We start from the raw sequence: 13611 nt of genomic DNA on the forward strand, positions 1-13611 counted from the left end.
CGAGGCCATCTGCGTGCGGCTCGTCCGAGACGGAGAGCTCGCGATCCGGGAACTGACGGAGAAGACGGGCCGGTCAATCGCCGCCTTCGACAAGGAAAAAACGTTGCAGCCAGATGCTGGAATATCGAACATCGTGCTTGCGTAACGTCAACCGCAGGGTGCGGCTTGGACTGTTTCGCCAAAGACTAGGATAAATGCGAACAGCGCGCGGACTGTGTGCGATGAGTCACGCGCCGGTTCGCTGCCACCCACTTCATCGCCGACATCCCGCCGGCTTCGCAGCCGGCAGCGGCAACCTATTTCCGATTCTCCTCGCAGAACTTCAACGCCGCCAGCGCTTCGCCCGCACGCGGTATCTGCATCTCGATGCTGTCGTCGTCATCGTCCTCGAAATCGAGCGTCAGGCGCCTGGCCTTCGACAGGCGGTCCATCATCGACTGGTCGTACTCGAAGATGCCGCGCACGGTGGTCTTGTCCATGACCTCCCACTTCGCCTTCTTCATGATGTCCGCATCATCCGTGCCGACATCGGCCCGAAGGATCTCGCCGACCTTCTCCCATTCCCAGCCATCGTAGATCATCACGATCACGATCGCCTTCTCGGAATAGGTGATCACGATGACGTAGTCGCGGTTCTCGTCATCCTTGTCCTTGTAGCCACGGCTCGCATTGCAATGCGTGTCCTTCGTGCGCTTTTCGATGGTCCAGTCGCCGACCTTGGATTGTTGCGCAAACGCCGGCCCGGCGCTTAAGGCGCCCGCGGTCAGCAAAGCGGCAAGAAGGAATCGTTTCATGTCAGCCTCCAGCGCGTTCCCCGGGCCGAGATGACCACCTCCGCGGGAGGGCCGCAAGGGCTTACCCGGGGCGGAACGGCGCCTGTGCCTATCCCCGGCGCGGCACGATCGCGATGGGGGTGAAGGTGTAAACCTCCTCGCCGCTCTGGTTGAACATGGTCCATTTCACCAGCGCGATGCCCTGCGGCTTCGACTTCGAGGGCGTCAGGCTCATGACCTCCCCGACCAGATGCAGGCGGTCATTGGGTCGCACCGGCATCGTCCAGCGCAGGCCGTCGACGCCGGCGCCGATCAGCGGATGCGGGCCGAACGGGCGGGTCTGGATCGCGAGGTTCATGGCAATCGCCGCGGTGTGCCATCCCGATGCCGCAAGGCCCTTGAACAGGGTCGCCTTGGCCGCCTCGTGGTCGAGATGCATCGGCTGCGGATCGAACTCGGCCGCGAAGCGCTTGATGTCGGCCTCGGTGACCTCGACCTCGGGGGATCTAAACCGCATTCCGATCGCGAGATCGTCGAACCATTCGACGGGCGCCATGATTTTGCCTCACCATGATTTTGCCGGGCCATGATTTGGCCTGGCCATGAGTTTGCCTGGCAATGTCGTGCGCCGCCCCCGAAGAGGCGGCCAAAGGGCTCAGCAACGGCGGGACCGCAGCGCACAAACCAGCCCCGAGGGTTCCCCGCGAAACCCCTTTCCCAAGGCGACGAAACACCGCTGAAACAGATGGCCGTTTAAGTCGTTGTCAAAATAAATACAGGGACGGCCACCATGCAATTCCTCCTCGACCTGATCTACGACTATTCCTGCTGCCGCAACCTCGTCGCCAATTCGCTACGGGAGGACGAGCTATGATCGAGCTGATCTCGGGCCTGCTCGCCCTTTGCAGCGCCGGTGTCTTCGCGGCGCACGCGTTGGATGCCTACCGCACCACACATTATTGACCACTGACCGCTTCGCCGTTTCGGCCGCTAAAAAGGCCGCCGGTAGAAGTGCTCCGAATGCGTTGCCGGCGGAAACCGGTTGGCGAGCGCGAGCGCGCCTTTTTCGTCCGTCTCGAGCGCGATCTTCTGCGCCAGCATGACATCGCCCGGCACCAGGAAGCCTGACGGGACGAAACACCACCCCATCATCGCCCGGCCTTCACCGTCGATTTCGTGAACATTGGCGGCAGTGCCGTAGTGAATGCGATAGGTCTTGCCGGTATCGCAGCCGATGACGTCGAAATACCGGTGCTCTTCGAATTGCGCGCGTTGTGCGGACGAGAGCCATTCGAAGAGCAGCCGGCGGCCACGGGCATCCGGCGTGTTCTCGCCGAAGAAGCGCCGATAGAGTTCACGCAGCGCATGCAGACGCGCACGCGCCGGCCCGCGGAGCCAAACCGCCGCAATCATGAGCAGCTCAGATCAACCGCCGACCAGGCGGGGATAGAACAGGGTTTCCTGCGCGGTCGGGTCGAACGATCTGATACGCGTGACTTCGCCGGGTCCGTTGCGAAGGGCGGCGGTGAAGCCGGCCCCGGTCAGCTCCCGAAAGCGCCGTTCGGCTCGCGCCAGCGCTTCGGCATTGCCAGGATCAAACTCGTGGCGCGTATCGCCAGTCTGGTCCATCACGATCTGGGTTGCCATGTTGAGTCTCCTCATGCCCAGCCCTGAATTTGATCAAAGCAAACCTCGTGCCGTCGGTTCCTGATGGCAACAACTTTCTCGTGCCGGCGCATCACGCCTTGCTGAGCAGGAGCCCTTTTTCGAGCGAAGTGGACGGGTTTTCGTCAGCGCGAGGCTGCCGCCCCGCCGCCCTCGTCGATCTGCCGGCCCATCAGCGCGATCGCCTTCTGATAGACGCCCGCGGCGTTCCAGGCTTCGATGGCGACGAAATTCGGCTCGCCCGGCTGGTATCCGGCTCCCGCACGCCAGCCATGGGCTTTGAGGAAATTCGCCGTCGAGTTCAGTGCATTGGCGGCAACTTCGAGATTGCCGGTGCCATAGGCCAGGATGTTCTTCGGCATGAACTGGGTCTGGCCGACCTCGCCATGCATGGAGCCGCGGGTCGCTCCCGACAGCGTGCCGCGGTCGACCAGCTTCAGGGCGGCGTAGAGCTGGTCGGTGAAGAATTCGGGGCGGCGGCAGTCATAGGCAAGGGTTGCGATCGACGACAGCATGTTCTGGTTGCCGCGCTGGCTGCCGAAACCGGTCTCCATGCCCCAGATCGCGAGCAGCGGGCCGGGCGGGACGCCATAGCGCTGCTGGATCGAGGCGAACAAGGCGGCCTGCGACTGCTTGAGCTGGCGCCCCTTGGCGACGATGGTGGTGGCGCCGCGCTTGGCGAGGAACTGGTCGAGCGTCAGTGAAAAGCTGCGCTGGCCGCGGTCGGCCGCGATGGTGGCGCTGGCGTAGTTGGTCTGCATCAGCGCCGAGAGCGCAGTCTGGCCGATGCCCTTGCCCTGTGCCTCCGCACTGAACTCACGCTTCCAGGCCTCGAACCCCGCCGGCGAGCTGCCGCATTGCGCGGCCTCGGCGGCGGGCGCCAGGCACCCGAGCAGCGCCATTGCGCCAACAACCGCTCCCGCAACAGCCCTGCCCCTGATCATACCCAATCTCCCGTCCTGTACCGATCGGCGCAACCTTACCCGGTGGAAGGCGCCGACTCCATGGCCTGATCATAGGACAGTTCGAGGCCTTCCAGATTGCCTTCCTTCCGCCATTTGTCGAGCAGCCGCAGGAACGCCACCGGCCCGCGCCAATATTGGCTGTTTCTCGCCGCGATCGGATCGAACACGCCCTCGTTGTTGTAATAACCGGGCGTGCATTCGGCGAGATAGGTCTGGCGGCCGAGCGCGGCCTTGACGACCTCGTCGACCCAGGCGTTCTCGGCGGCGAGCGTCGGCTCCAGCGTCCGGGCTTTGCGCTTGCGCACTTCTGCAATCACATAGGCGATGTGCTGCGACTGCTCGTCGATGATGTGCGGGAAGTTGGCGCTTTGGCCGGCCTGCACCGTGACGATCAGGAAGCAGTTCGGGAAGCCGCGGCTGTAGAAGCCATGCAATGTCTTGACGCCGCCCTGCCAGCGCTCGGTCAGGCTCATGCCGTCGCGGCCATGGACCTCAAAGCCCATGCGGCGGGCGTAGTCGGTACCGACCTCGAAGCCGCTGGCGTAGATCAGGCAGTCGAGCTCGTAAGCCTTGCCGCCAGCCACGACGGCGTTCGCGGTGATGCGATCGACACCCTGCCCTTTGGTGTCGACGAGATGCACGTTGGGACGATTGAAGATATCGAGATATTCGTCGTGGAAGCAGGGCCGTTTGCAGAACGCCTTGTACCAGGGCTTGAGCGCGTCCGCGGTCGCCTTGTCCCCGACGACCGCGTCGACGCGGGCGCGGATCTCCTCCATCTTGCGATAGTCGGCCTGCTCGATGACCTTCAGCGCCTCTTCCATCGAGGTCACCGGCTGCGGTTGACGACGCGGCGCCAGCAGGATCTCGCCGAGCAGGCCGGTCCAGCCGTCCTGCACCAGGTCCCGTTCGACCGGCTCGCCTGATATCACGGCGGTGAAATTGTCCATGCGCTCGCGCTGCCAGCCGGGCGCGAGGCTCTGCGCCCAGTCACGATCCGTCGGCCGGTCGTCGCGCACGCCGATCGCGGACGGCGTGCGCTGGAAGACATAGAGCTCCTTCGCCGAGCGGCCGAGATGCGGCACGCATTGCACGGCGGTGGCGCCGGTGCCGATGATTCCGACGCGCTTGTCGGCAAGTCCGGTCAGACCGCCATCCGCATTGCCACCGGTGTAGCCATAGTCCCATCGACTGGTATGGAAGCTGTGGCCCTTGAAGGTCTCGATGCCGGGAATGCCCGGCAGCTTCGGTCGGCTGAGCGGACCTCCGGCGAGAATGACGAAGCGTGCACGGATGCGATCGCCCCGATCGGTCTCTACCAGCCAACGCGCCTCCTGCTCCTGCCATGCCATCCGCGAGATGACGGTCTGAAACAGCGCGCGATCGTAGATGCCGAAATGGCGGCCGATCCGGCGGGAGTGCTCGTAGATCTCCGGCGCCCGCGCGTATTTGCGCACCGGCATGTAGCCGGTCTCTTCCAGCAGCGGCAGGTAGATGTAGCTCTCGGTATCGCAGGCCGCGCCGGGATAGCGATTCCAGTACCAGGTGCCGCCGAAGTCCGCAGCCTTTTCCACGATACGGAAATCATCGATGCCGGCCTCGCGCAGACGCGCGGCACAGAGAAGCCCGCCAAAGCCGCCACCGACGACGAGCACTTCAGTCTCTTCACTGACAGGTGTGCGCGCAAATCCGGGATCGGCCCAGGGGTCATCGAGGTAGCGGCCGAATTCCCCTGTTACCTCGACATACTGGGCCTTGCCCTCGGCACGCAAACGGCGGTCGCGCTCATCGCGATAGCGCGCGCGGAGGGCTGCAATATCGACCGTAGGTTCGCCGGTTGCACCGGTCTTGTGTCTTTCCGCTGACATGCATTTCCTCCACGGAGAACGCTGCTTCGCCGGCAGCTCGGATCAGTTAGCCCCGAAAAAGTGACGCATGCAATCGCGTCCAATGTTTTTTGCGTGAACGCCGCGTGACGTTCCGCTAACCTCAAGCGCAAATCACAAGGGCAACGCCACGCAACGACGTGGCCGTGGAGGAGACCATGCAGGGATTGATGATGGACATGCCGCTTCTGATCAGCGGCCTGATCCAGTATGCCGCGGACTATCACGGTGAAGCCGAGATCGTCGCGCGCGAGATCGAGGGCGACATTCATCGTTACACCTATGCGGACGCCCATCCGCGCATCAAGCGCATGGCGCTGGCGCTGAAGCGGCTCGGCATGAAACAAGGCGATCGCGTCGGCACGCTGGCCTGGAATACGCATCGTCATTTCGAGATGTTCTATGCCGCGCCCGGCATGGGCTACGTGCTGCACACCATCAATCCGCGGCTGTTTCCCGAACAGCTCGTCTACATCATCAACCACGCCGAAGATCGCCTGCTGTTCATCGACCGCGCCACGCTGCCGATCGTCGAGGCGATCGCGCCGCAGCTCAAGACGATCGAAGCCTATGTCGTGATGTCGTCGCGCGAGCGAATGCCCGAGACCAAGCTCGCCAACGTGCATTGCTACGAGGAGCTTCTCGACAAGGAGAACGACGCCGGCTTCACCTGGCCGGAGTTCGACGAAAAATCCGCCTCCACCATCTGCTACACCTCGGGCACGACCGGCAATCCCAAGGGCGTGATCTATTCGCACCGCGCCGCGATCCTGCAGACCATGACATGCTGCAATTTCGACTTCCTGCCGGGACATGTCGAAGGTGTGCGCGAGGTGATGATGCCGATGGCGCCGCTCTTCCACGGCAATGGCTGGAACATGCCGTTCACCGCGCCCTATACCGGCTCCAAGCTGGTGCTGCCCGGCCGCAATTACGAGCCCGACAAGCTCTATGAATTGCTCGAAGGCGAGAAGGTGACGCTGTCGGCGGGCGTGCCGAGCTTCTGGCTGATCCTGCTCGACTGGCTGGGGCGCACCGGCAACAAGTTCTCCACGCTGCGGGCAACGTTGTCGTCGGGCTCGGCGCCGCCGCGCGCGATGGTCGAGAAGCTCAAGCGCGACTACAATATCGACTACATCCAGGCTTGGGGCATGACCGAGGCACTGGGCTGCTCGATGCCGGGCTTAAGGCCCGGCTCGGAGCATCTCAGCGACAAGGAGAAGCTCGACCGGCGGCAAGTGTCGGGCCGTGCCTGCTTCGGCACGAGCTTGCGCATCGTCGACGATGCCGGCGTCGAGCTGCCACGCGACGGCAAGTCTGTCGGCCATTTGCGCGCCCGTGGCCCCTGGGTCGCCTCCGGCTACATGAAGTTGGAGGAAGGTCTCGACCGCGACGGCTGGCTGATCACCGGCGACATGGCCGTGATCGACCCACAGGGCCACGTCACGCTCACCGACCGCTCCAAGGACGTAATCAAGTCCGGCGGCGAGTGGATCTCCTCGATCCAGCTCGAGGACGTTGCCTTGTCGCATCCCGATGTGCTTCAGGCCGCGGTCGTCGCGATCAACCATGAGAAATGGCAGGAGCGTCCCCTCCTCCTCGTCGTCCGCAAGAAAGGCGCGACCGTCGACGGCAAGACGCTGCTCGACCACATGCGCCCGAAGATCGCGAGCTGGTGGATGCCGGACGCCGTCGAATTCCTCGACGAATTCCCGATGACCGGCACGGGCAAGGTGCTCAAATCCACGCTGCGCGAGAAGTTCAGGGACTACCGCGTCGCTTGAAGCGACGCTCGATCGCGCCGAAGCCGGCGCCGCCGATCGATCAAGGAGACCAAAGATGCTTTACCCGATGTCGCCAAAAGTCGTCGAGCTCAAGCGCAAGCTCGAGAGCTTCATGGACCGGCACATCTATCCCAACGAGGAACGCTTCTATCGCGAGGCGGAAGAGCTGGGACCCTGGAAGGTCTATCCCGTCGTCGAGGAGCTGAAGCCGCTGGCGCGTGCGGAAGGCCTCTGGAATCTGTTCCTGCCGGAGTCCGGCCATGGCGCAGGCCTGACCAACCTCGAATACGCCCCGCTCTGCGAGGTGATGGGCCGCTCGCATCTGGCGCCGGAAGTGTTCAACTGCTCGGCGCCCGACACCGGCAACATGGAGGTGCTGGAGCGTTACGGTTCGGAGAAGGACAAGGAGCGCTGGCTGAAGCCGCTGCTCGCAGGCGAGATCCGTTCCTGCTTCGCCATGACCGAGCCTGCGGTCGCCTCATCCGATGCGACCAACATCGAAAGCTCGATCCTGCGCGACGGCGACCACTACGTCATCAACGGCCGCAAATGGTACACGACCAACGCGACCGACCCGCGCTGCAAGATCTGCATCTTCATGGGCAAGACCGACCCTGACAATCTCGACCGCCACAAGCAGCAATCGATGATCCTGGTGCCGATGGACACGCCGGGCATCGAGGTGAAGCGCCCCCTGCCCGTGTTCGGCTTCTACGGCGTGCCTGACCGGGCCTCCGAGGTCGTCTTCACCAATGTGCGGGTCCCCAAGGAGAACATGCTGCTCGGCGAAGGCCGCGGCTTCGAGATCGCGCAGGGCCGCCTCGGCCCGGGCCGCATCCACCATTGCATGCGGCTGATTGGCCTTGCCGAACGTACGCTGGAGAAGATGTGCCGCCGGGTGCGCAGCCGCGTCGCCTTCGGCAAGCCGGTCTCGGAGCAGACCGTGACGCAGGAGCGCATCGCGGAATCCCGCATCATGATCGAGCAGGCCCGGCTGCTGACGCTGAACGCGGCCTATGCGATGGACACGGTCGGCAACAAGGTGGCGAAAGCCGAGATCGCGATGATCAAGGTCGCCGTGCCCAACATGGCCTGCCAGGTCATCGACTGGGCGATCCAGGCCCATGGCGGCGGCGGCACCTCGAACGATTTCGGGCTGACCCAGGCCTACGCCACCGCGCGCTTGCTGCGGCTTGCCGATGGCCCGGACGAGGTGCACCGGAACCAGATCGCGCGGTTCGAGCTGAAGAAATATTCGAACGCGTAGACGACGTGTTCGCCGAGAGCGCGCGCGGCGTTTCCCCGCGCGCCTGGGTCCCCCGCCTCAGTTCACCACATACACATCAGGATCTGCGCTCCAGCTCGGCTTCTTGAAGGCGTTGCGCAGGGCGGGCGACATCGGGACGTTGTAGTTGAGGCCGTTCGGCGGCGTCGGGGACTGCAGCCATTTCTTGTAGAGCACCTCGATCTCCGGGCTTGCATAGAGCTCCGCAGTCGCACGGTCGGCGAGCGCCTTGAACGGCGCATCCTCCCGCCGCAGCATGATGCCGTAGGGCTCCGGCTTGGAGAACGCCTCCTCGCTGATCATGAAGGCTTGCGGCTCCTTCGAGCGCGCGATCGCGACAGCGAGTTGCACGTCGTCGAGTGCGTAGGCCTGGGCGCGGTCGGTTTCCAAGAGCAGGAAGGCCTCGGCCTGGTCCTTCGCCGGCATCAGGCTGATGCCGAGATTGCGTTCCGTATTGACCTTGGCGAGCTGCGTCAGGTTGACCGAGCCGGCCACGGCCGTGACCGCCTTGCCCTTGAGATCGTCGATGGTGTTGATCTTCGTGGCCTTCTTGGCTGCAAATCGGGTCGCACTGAGGAAATGCGTGTTGGTGAAGGCGACCTGCTTCTGGCGATCGGCGTTGTTGGTGGTCGCCGAGCAGTGCAGGTCGAGCGTGCCGTTGACCATCAGCGGGATCCGGTTCGACGAGGTCACCGCGAGCGTGTCGACGGCGATGTCGGGCATGCCCAGCTGTTTCTTCACGGCATCGACGATCCTCAGGCAGATCTCCATGGCAAAACCGACCGGCTTCTGGTCGCCGTCCAGATAGCTGAACGGGACCGAGGCCTCCTGATAGCCTAGGGTGATCTTCTTGGTCTCCTTGACCTTCTGGAGCGTGCCCGACAGGTCTTCGGCTGAAGCTGCGCCTGCAAGACAGGTCAGGGCCAGGATAACGGTGGGTAGACGCATCGGCTGCTCCTAGAGGGGCTCGCGCCTCCATGCCGGGCGCAATCGCGGAACTTGATAGCGCAGGGGCGCGCCAGCCGCCAGACAGGCTAGCGCCTATCAGCTATCGCAGCTTTCGATATGACGAGCGGCCGTTCGCCTCCACGCGTGGCGAGACGGCCCTTACGAGTCGATGCCGTGCTGGACCAGGATGCGCTCGGCGCTGTCGTTCCAGACGTCCATCTTGGTGATCTTGCCATTGCGCACCACGAAGCGGTCGACGTAACGGTTGCCCTCGAACGGGGTCCCATCCTTCCATTCGCCGTAGAGCGTGCCGACGCTGTAAACCACGGTCTCGCCGTCGCCGGGGCAGACGTCGAACCGGTCCATCTTCTTCTTGACCCAGCGGTAGCGCTTGGCGTTGAAGCCGGTCGGGCCGCGCGGATGATCGAACTCGCGCCCGCCGGTGAAGGTGATCACGGTGCCCGGCGCCATATAGGCGGCCGCAGCGTCGGGATCGGGAATCATCGATGCCGTGAGATAGGCCTCCACGATCGCGGCGTCGGACAAATGAGCAGTTTCGGCTCTGGCGGCAACGGACATGGCAGGCTCTCCCCGGTTCGCGGAATACTACCGCCACGGTCACGGAATCCATGCATATATTTTGAACATTTGCCTCGCTACACTGCCGACAATCTGGAGCCGCCGATCCCGGTTGATTGCTCTAAATTCCGTCCGCAAGAGCCATGATCACCCAGCCCGCCTTCGACCTGGTCTTCCGTAACGCATTATTGCGATCATCTGCCGCGCCCGTCGACGTCGGCGTGAAAGGCGGCCGGATCGCCGCGATCGAGCCAAAGCTCGCCTGCGAAGCGGTCGAGGTCGATATCGGCGGGCACCTCGCCCTGCCCGGCTTCGTCGACACCCACATCCACCTCGACAAGGCCTGCCTGCTCGACCGCTGCGGCCACGATCACGGCAGTCTCAGTGACGCCATCCGAGCCGTATCGGCGATGAAACGCGACTTCACCGTCGATGACGTCTACGCCCGCGGCGCCAAGGTGCTCGAACGCGCGATCGTGCACGGCACGACGCGCATGCGTACGCATGTGGAAATCGATCGGCGGATCGGCCTGCGCAGCTTCGAGGCGGTGAAGACGCTGAAGCGCGACTACGCCTGGGCGCTCGACCTGTCGCTCTGCGTCTTCCCGCAGGAGGGCCTGACCAACGATCCCGGCAGCGAAGAGCTGCTGATCCAGGCGCTGCGCGACGGCGGCGAGACGATCGGCGGCTGTCCCTATACCGACACCGATCCGACCGCGCATCTCGAGCGCATCTTCGATCTCGCCCAGGAGTTCGACGTCGACGTCGACCTCCATCTCGACTTCGATCTCGATCCCTCCTGGTGGCATCTCGACGAGGTCTGCCGCCAGACCGAGCGGCGCAACTATCACGGACGCGTCGCGATCGGCCATGCGACAAAGCTCTCGGCGTTGCCACCCGAACGGATGAAGGCTGCCACCGCACAACTGGCAAGAGCCGGCGTCGCCGTCACCGTGCTGCCAGCGACCGATCTCTATCTCATGGGGCGCGAAGCCACCCACAACGCCCCGCGCGGCCTGACCCTCGCCCACAAGCTCGCGGGCGACGGCGTGGTTTGCTCGGTCGCGACAAACAACGTCCTCAATCCCTTCACGCCGTTTGGCGACGCCTCATTGCTGCGGATGGCGAACTTCTACGCCAATGTCGCACACGCCTCGGTCGGGGATTTCGACACCTGCCTCGATCTCGTGACCGAGCTGCCGGCGCGGCTGATGAACTTGGACGATTACGGCATCAAGGTCGGCAATCCCGCCGATCTCATCGTGCTCGACACGCAGGACAACCGCTTCGCCATCGCCGAGCTGCCCGACGTCATGATGGGCTTCAAGGATGGCCGTCAGACGTTTGTGCGGCAGCGGCCTGCACTGTTCCGGCCCGGGAGCTGACGCGTTGCCAGTCGGGGTTCCAACGGTAAAATCGTCGGGGAAAAGCCAATGATTTATCGGACCATTCCGTTCCGATTTCACGGCCGATCCGTCCCCAGATCCAAGTCCGGTAGAATCCCGGACCGTAGCTGTTCGCATTGCACAACAGGCCGTCCGGATCATACTAAGGGGGCGCACTGGACGATCTGTGTTCAGTGGGGAAGTATGTATATGTTCAGCGCATTCAGTAGCATGGATTATCGCTCCATTCGGGCCAGCACGCCGGCGGAAACGGCCGTCAAGCGACTGAATGGAATCGGCGAAGTCCTATCGAGCCTCGATATCTCGGCGATCCACACGCAGGACGACATGACCCGCGCGCTCTGGACGCTCGATACCGCCGACAAGTGCATCCGCATGATTCTCTCCGAGTTCCGCACCGCGCCCGCCAAGGAGCAGGTCGTCCGCGAGGCCAAGCGCCTGGTCGACCTGATCGAGCTCGCCCGCGACGAAATCTCGAACTGTCACGACGGCCACAGGGTCTTGAGCTGAACGCGCCTGTTCGGCGTCAGCGCTTGACTTTCGCCAGGATTCGATCTGCCTCGGTACGCCAATCGGCACTGCGGGCGAACTCCTTCGTGCCCTTCGTTCCGAACAGCCCTTCATCGGCGAGATCGGCCACCCAGGCCTGCCGCTCGGCTGTGCCCTGCGCGGACCACGGCGTCAGCCCCGCCTCACGCACGGTCTCCGCGACCTCACGCACTTCCTCGGCACGCCGGCGGCCGTGCTCGATCACGCGCTGGAAGAAATAGGCGCCCTGCTTTTCCCAGTTGATCCCGGGGAACGTCTCCGCGAGCGAGGCCAGCACCGCATCCTCGACGCCGTAGGCGCGCGCGGTCGTAAAACTCTCGATGACCATGGCCTCCAGGCCCTTGATCATGATGCTGCGGCACATCTTCACCGCGGAGGACACGCCGAGCTTGTCGCTCGCGACCTTCGCGGCAAAGCCGATAATATTCAGCAGCGGCTCCAACTCTCTCGCGCCGGGGCCGCCGAGCAGCAGCGGCACCTTGATGCGGTACGGCGGCACCGAGGTCATCACCGCGCCCTCGACATAGCGACCCACAGCGCCGTCGATCAGCGCAGCGGCGCGCTGCTTGGCGCCGGGTGAGGCCGAATTGAAATCGAGGAACCAGGTGCCCTGGTTGATCGCAGCGGCGCAGGCCTCTGCGACAGGCACCGCCTGGCTCGCGGTGACGGCGGAGATGACGAAGTCCGACTTCGCCGTCAGCTCAGCATGAGATGCTGCCAGCGTCACACCGTGTTTCGCCGCATGCTCCTTCAGCGGCGCGCTGTGCTCGCCCCCGAGCTTGATGTCATAGGCCGAGATCTTGATGTCCTGCTGGCGCAAATCCTCGGCCAAGATCTTGCCGACTTCGCCGTAGCCGACCAGCCCGATCTGCCATCGTTTCGGATCCACCATCAGTTCAATCCTCGTGTCGTCTCGTCGAACAGCTCCTCGACAGCATAGCGGCGCGGGATCAGCGCCTGTTGGAATGCGTAGTCGACGATCAGCTCCAGCGGCTTCCGGTTGGCCTCGATCCCGAACGGGACAAGGTCGGGCACTGTCGCAGGGCCCATCTGTTCCTTGTTCCGCTTGAGCAGATCATAGATGCCTGTGACCACGTCCGGGCGCGATTTCGCGAGCTGCTCGGTCACGACCACCAGATGATTGACCGGCACAACGCCCCGCCGGACGTACCATCTGGCAGCTTCGGCAGCGGGATCAGGGAATAGAGGCTTCAGCTTGGGATTGTCAGAGGTCTCGCCCAGGACGGCGTCGAGCTCACCGTCGAGCAGCATCTGCAGGATCTTCTTGTCCCTCGGGGCGCGCTCGGTGGTGTCGACATATTCGGCCACGTGCGGATCCTCGAAGGTGATCCAGCGGATCTTGTCGAGATTGACGCCGTAATCGTTGGCGAGGATGCCCCTGATCCAGGCGCCGGTCGTCGTCGTAAACGAGCGGATGCCAACACGCTTGCCTTCGAGATCCGACGGCCCGAGCGTTCCCCGCGCCGGATCATAGAGCGCATAGGAATGCTGGAAGCGGCCAAGCATGGTCGCCGGCAGCAGCGCCAGCGGCTTGCCGTGCGCTTTCGCCATCAGATAGGTGACGATCGCCATCTCGCAGACGTCGAAGGCCTGTTCGCGCACCATCGGCTTGAACGCGGTGTTGGTCGGCGTGTATTCGATGAAGTCGAGGTGGAAGAGGTCGGAACGGAGCTCACCCCTCTTCACCGCCTGGACATGGGGGTGATTGCCAAGCACGGCCTTCAGCTTGAGACGATCCATCCACCCGCTC

General features: G+C 63.8%; 14 protein-coding genes. 4 read left to right on the plus strand and 10 right to left on the minus strand.

Features of this window, described 5'->3' with window-relative positions:
- Positions 1–296 precede the first annotated feature (296 nt).
- The 6 genes from AABA86_RS13185 to AABA86_RS13210 all read right to left on the minus strand — a co-directional run bounded on the left by AABA86_RS13185 (position 297) and on the right by AABA86_RS13210 (position 5271).
- A complete protein-coding gene (locus AABA86_RS13185) occupies positions 297–794 on the minus strand; it encodes a hypothetical protein (protein ID WP_212246587.1) in 498 nt (165 codons plus the stop codon).
- Positions 795–882: 88 nt separating this feature from the next.
- A complete protein-coding gene (locus AABA86_RS13190) occupies positions 883–1329 on the minus strand; it encodes a MaoC family dehydratase (protein ID WP_212246589.1) in 447 nt (148 codons plus the stop codon).
- Between the two features lie 434 nt (positions 1330–1763).
- On the minus strand, positions 1764–2186 hold the full coding sequence (locus AABA86_RS13195) for a hypothetical protein (protein ID WP_212246591.1): 423 nt from the start codon (positions 2184–2186) through the stop codon (positions 1764–1766).
- A 12-nt stretch (positions 2187–2198) separates the two neighbouring features.
- Positions 2199–2420, minus strand: a complete 222-nt coding sequence (locus tag AABA86_RS13200) for a hypothetical protein (protein WP_018319783.1) — start codon at positions 2418–2420, stop codon at positions 2199–2201.
- A 143-nt stretch (positions 2421–2563) separates the two neighbouring features.
- Positions 2564–3382: a lytic murein transglycosylase gene (locus AABA86_RS13205; RefSeq protein WP_212246593.1), complete on the minus strand. Its 819-nt coding sequence runs from the start codon at positions 3380–3382 to the stop codon at positions 2564–2566.
- Between the two features lie 35 nt (positions 3383–3417).
- Positions 3418–5271 (minus strand): flavin-containing monooxygenase, encoded by a 1854-nt coding sequence (locus tag AABA86_RS13210; RefSeq protein WP_338307117.1) that lies wholly within the window; start codon positions 5269–5271, stop codon positions 3418–3420.
- Between the two features lie 176 nt (positions 5272–5447).
- On the opposite strand from AABA86_RS13210, the gene AABA86_RS13215 reads away from it, so the two are divergent.
- Positions 5448–7073: a long-chain fatty acid--CoA ligase gene (locus AABA86_RS13215; RefSeq protein WP_338307118.1), complete on the plus strand. Its 1626-nt coding sequence runs from the start codon at positions 5448–5450 to the stop codon at positions 7071–7073.
- Between the two features lie 55 nt (positions 7074–7128).
- Positions 7129–8340, plus strand: a complete 1212-nt coding sequence (locus AABA86_RS13220; protein ID WP_212246596.1) for an acyl-CoA dehydrogenase family protein — start codon at positions 7129–7131, stop codon at positions 8338–8340.
- Between the two features lie 57 nt (positions 8341–8397).
- On the opposite strand, the gene AABA86_RS13225 is transcribed toward AABA86_RS13220, so the two are convergent.
- Both AABA86_RS13225 and AABA86_RS13230 read right to left on the minus strand, forming a co-directional pair.
- Positions 8398–9306, minus strand: coding sequence for an amino acid ABC transporter substrate-binding protein (locus AABA86_RS13225; RefSeq protein WP_338307119.1), 909 nt, complete (start codon positions 9304–9306; stop codon positions 8398–8400).
- A 159-nt stretch (positions 9307–9465) separates the two neighbouring features.
- Positions 9466–9885, minus strand: a complete 420-nt coding sequence (locus tag AABA86_RS13230; RefSeq protein WP_338307120.1) for a nuclear transport factor 2 family protein — start codon at positions 9883–9885, stop codon at positions 9466–9468.
- Positions 9886–10028: 143 nt separating this feature from the next.
- Between AABA86_RS13230 and AABA86_RS13235 the strand changes: the two genes are divergently transcribed.
- On the plus strand, positions 10029–11270 hold the full coding sequence (locus AABA86_RS13235; RefSeq protein WP_338307121.1) for an amidohydrolase family protein: 1242 nt from the start codon (positions 10029–10031) through the stop codon (positions 11268–11270).
- A 210-nt stretch (positions 11271–11480) separates the two neighbouring features.
- Entirely contained in the window at positions 11481–11801 is a 321-nt protein-coding gene (locus AABA86_RS13240) for a hypothetical protein (protein ID WP_338307122.1), read from the plus strand.
- Between the two features lie 16 nt (positions 11802–11817).
- Here the strand turns inward: AABA86_RS13240 and AABA86_RS13245 are convergent, their stop codons facing one another.
- Together AABA86_RS13245 and AABA86_RS13250 are read right to left on the minus strand one after the other, a co-directional pair.
- Entirely contained in the window at positions 11818–12735 is a 918-nt protein-coding gene (locus AABA86_RS13245; RefSeq protein WP_338307196.1) for an NAD(P)-dependent oxidoreductase, read from the minus strand.
- Positions 12732–13601 (minus strand): hypothetical protein, encoded by an 870-nt coding sequence (locus AABA86_RS13250; protein ID WP_338307123.1) that lies wholly within the window; start codon positions 13599–13601, stop codon positions 12732–12734. Before AABA86_RS13250 ends, AABA86_RS13245 begins: the two co-directional genes overlap by 4 nt.
- Positions 13602–13611: the final 10 nt, after the last annotated feature.

Origin of the sequence: Bradyrhizobium sp. TM233, from assembly GCF_036247965.1 — a bacterium.
Lineage (GTDB): Bacteria > Pseudomonadota > Alphaproteobacteria > Rhizobiales > Xanthobacteraceae > Bradyrhizobium > Bradyrhizobium ottawaense.